Below are 3107 nucleotides of genomic sequence, written 5' to 3'. Positions count from 1 at the left end.
TAAGGCTTGATCCTATAACAAGTCTGCCTTGTCGATCGGCGCCGTGCGAAAGCACTGGCCGCGATCCAGGCGACAGGTTGGATTCTCGTGTGTGATACACACAACTCAAAAATTACTGCTTCTTCCAAGATTGGTTGTGCTGCGAAGCAGCGCAACACCCCTCTTTGCCTGATGACCATAGCGAGTCGGTCCCACCCCTTCCCATCCCGAACAGGACCGTGAAACGACTCTACGCCGATGATAGTGCGGGTTCCCGTGTGAAAGTAGGTAATCGTCAGGCTCCCTAAGCCAAGAACCCCCGCCCGAAAGGCGGGGGTTTTTGCATTGGAGCGACGGAAATGTGCACGGGGGATCGATAGTTTGGCTCGGAGCTGGGCTGCCGATTCAGGCCGGGATCGTCTCCAGGAGTGGCGCATAGCGCACTCAGGCCGCCCGGGCAGGCCTGTACCGGCAACTCTGGCGCTACCGAGGCCGGCATCCTCCCCCATCCACTGTTCGCGGCGACAGGGATCAGGTCGAATCTCCCGGTGTGCTCCTTTACGTACCGCTCCGCAGCGACAGGGATCAGGTCGATAGCCAGACCGATCAGCCCCGGCAACTTCTCCGTTGCAACTTTCCACGCGAATTTGTTCGTCACGGGTGCAGCTTTGCGAGGTATCGTCCTGCCTCTCGATGATCGGCTATCGCGTCCGGTTCGTCGGCGTATTGAACACATCCTCTACGAAAATCGCGACCGCCATTCCGCGGTCATGGAGCATGCCCGCGACCACCGGCACCACATGCGCCGTCAGCGTGAGCCGAGCGTTGCGTATCGTATGCCGCGACTTGCGGCGCGTTCTTGTCGCGCGCTCTGAACGATCGATTCCAATTGAAGCGGCGCGACTGAATTGCGTCGTGGATCGCATCGTGTCGTTATCAAGCGCTATTCTGAGCTCAATTCGCCGTATCTTTACTTAAGTTAATTCGAGGCGAGGGCGTGTAATCCTCGCAAAGAAAGACCTGTCCGTAGTGCCAACCGCATGTGTGCGAACTTGCCGGCCGGATGTCGTCAGAAATCCGCGCTGTTCCTTTTGACGGGCACGGGCTGGCCGTCTCGCGACACGTAGATATTTTTCGGTGAACGAATAGGCGGTACCGCCAAAGCAGTCTCGCCCTTCGCCCATTTGCGCGACGTGCGTGCTGCCTGCGCCGATGCCGGTCGATCGTACCGTGCGCGCGATGCTCGGATCGCCGAGCGTGGAGCGCTCGGCCGGCGAAAACTGGTGCGTCGTGTTCCGGCCTTGATCTCGAGTCAGCACGAGCATCGCCGGGCAGCGAGGCGCCGGCGTGGACGACCTAGTGTCGCATGTCAGCTTTCCGGCGCCTTCGGGCGTATGAGACGTGGAGAACGCGCCGACGTCGAACCTCGCGCAGATATCCGTGCTCGGATGAACGAGGCGGACATCGTATGGGCACGCTGGATGTCGCGTATACGTCGCCGATTCGCCGCAATAAGCCGACCGGATGCTGGCGTTGGTTGGCCTGAGCGACGGTGCGACGTAATGGACGCCGCACTGCGGAACATTCACCGAGATAGCGCCGCCAGAGGTTACTGGGCATCCCGGGCGTGGTCGCATGTCATCGCCAGGCATTGGCTGCAACACGTCGAAGCAGGCGGCTGTCGGACCGATCTTGCGGCGCGTCATCGTCGGCGCCTGCGGCGACGATGTGCGCGGCCGCATCGTTGAGCAGCCACGCATACGCAATGGCCTCCTGACTCGTGGGATGCGCCGCGATCGAACCGACACGCATTGCGCCAAGACACCCGGCGTCGAGCGTCGGCCTCAACCTGTCATGCGCGTTGAGCGCCGCGGCCGCCTTCGGGCGTCCCGGGTGCTGCTGTCAGCCAGGGCCCGCTGACGGATCTTCGCGATGGAGCTCGAGCGACGCCAGGTGTCCGCCGGTCCGCCGGTCCGTCGGCTTGGGCGGTCAAAGCCATGAAGGCCATTATCAAGAGCAAGCAGGGCATGAGGATTCGCCCCGAACGCGGGCAGGTGACCAAGGATGGCATCGCGATTGCCGCAGAGGTCGGCAAAGACGGGGAAGACGGCTACGATCCCTCGCCGGAAATTCGGGCAATGTCCGATGCAGTTGCCGGAAAGCGCGCGAAAATCCTGTCGCGTATATCGCCCGCAGGTCGCTCCGGCGGTGCCTGTCATGGCGTGCCCTGCTTCCCGCCAGCGCCGACTTACGGGGTCGATGAAGCTGCCCGGCACGAAATTTGCGGAAATTTTGCGTCTACCCGCTTGGCATTGTGCGCAAGAGGTCGTAAGATGGCGGTCTTTCGTTTTCAGCGTAGATGCAGATCAACGCTGAAGGCGGAGTCTGACGAAGATGTGGCGCTGATCGGTAATATCGCGTGCTTGCCTTAGCCGGGCGAGGGCGGGAGATCGGCGAGTGAAGCAAGGATTGGGAAGAGAGTGAAAATAATCTTCCGGATGTGCTTGACAGGAGTGCGATGCACCCCCATAATCGTCAGTTCTCTACGGAGGGGTGCCCGAGTGGCTAAAGGGGGCAGACTGTAAATCTGTTGGCTTACGCCTACGTTGGTTCGAATCCAACCTCCTCCACCAGAACATCAGCTTGAAGAGCGGCAGGGAATCGTTGGTAGCCCGTGCGGGTGTAGCTCAATGGTAGAGCAGAAGCCTTCCAAGCTTACGACGAGGGTTCGATTCCCTTCACCCGCTCCAGTCCGTGAAGTTGAAGCGTAAAAGCGCCCATGTGGCTCAGTGGTAGAGCACTCCCTTGGTAAGGGAGAGGTCGGCAGTTCGATCCTGCCCATGGGCACCAGCAGTACAAGTCGGTGTCTGTTTGCGCGCGGCGCAACCTGTGAAATTCCTTTTGGGAGTCGAAAATGGCCAAGGGTAAATTCGAGCGGACGAAGCCGCACGTGAACGTTGGTACGATTGGTCACGTTGACCACGGCAAGACGACGCTGACGGCAGCGATCACGACGGTTCTGACGAAGAAGTTTGGTGGCGAAGCGAAGGCGTACGACCAGATCGACGCGGCACCGGAAGAAAAGGCGCGCGGCATCACGATCAACACGGCACACGTCGAGTACGAAA

Annotated in this window: 3 protein-coding genes, 3 tRNA genes and 1 rRNA gene; 6 read left to right on the top strand and 1 reads right to left on the bottom strand. The window is 60.4% G+C overall.

Annotation, left to right across the window (positions count from 1 at the left end; all coding sequences use genetic code 11):
* The first annotated feature begins 167 nt into the window (after nt 1-167).
* Nucleotides 168-280: ribosomal RNA gene (gene rrf / locus BFF94_RS37450) — 5S ribosomal RNA — on the top strand.
* Between the two features lie 1337 nt (nt 281-1617).
* Here the strand turns inward: rrf and BFF94_RS37445 are convergent.
* On the bottom strand, nt 1618-1791 hold the full coding sequence (locus BFF94_RS37445; RefSeq protein ID WP_219140462.1) for a hypothetical protein: 174 nt from the start codon (nt 1789-1791) through the stop codon (nt 1618-1620).
* Between the two features lie 185 nt (nt 1792-1976).
* Between BFF94_RS37445 and BFF94_RS37440 the strand changes: the two genes are divergently transcribed.
* The 5 genes from BFF94_RS37440 to BFF94_RS37420 form a co-directional block, all read left to right on the top strand.
* Nucleotides 1977-2411 carry a hypothetical protein gene (locus tag BFF94_RS37440; RefSeq protein WP_128848427.1) on the top strand — a complete coding sequence of 145 codons (435 nt, stop codon included), beginning with the start codon at nt 1977-1979 and terminating at the stop codon, nt 2409-2411.
* A gap of 115 nt (nt 2412-2526) precedes the next feature.
* A tRNA-Tyr gene (locus BFF94_RS37435) sits at nt 2527-2612 on the top strand.
* Between the two features lie 43 nt (nt 2613-2655).
* Nucleotides 2656-2729, top strand: a tRNA-Gly gene (locus BFF94_RS37430).
* 25 nt (nt 2730-2754) lie between these two features.
* Nucleotides 2755-2829 (top strand) — tRNA-Thr (locus BFF94_RS37425).
* A 64-nt stretch (nt 2830-2893) separates the two neighbouring features.
* On the top strand, nt 2894-3107 hold a 214-nt coding region (locus BFF94_RS37420; protein WP_246637512.1), incomplete at its 3' end, for a GTP-binding protein.

It is taken from the genome of Burkholderia catarinensis (assembly GCF_001883705.2).
Lineage (GTDB): Bacteria > Pseudomonadota > Gammaproteobacteria > Burkholderiales > Burkholderiaceae > Burkholderia > Burkholderia catarinensis.
Note: the sequence above shows the minus strand (reverse complement) of the source record. Positions and strands in the feature narration are given on the sequence as shown.

Bases quoted from the DNA above. Each gene is read 5' to 3' on its own strand.
- BFF94_RS37445 (WP_219140462.1), bottom strand. From the start codon at position 1,791: ATGCGTGTCGGTTCGATCGCGGCGCATCCCACGAGTCAGGAGGCCATT.
- BFF94_RS37440 (WP_128848427.1), top strand. From the start codon at position 1,977: ATGAAGGCCATTATCAAGAGCAAGCAGGGCATGAGGATTCGCCCCGAA.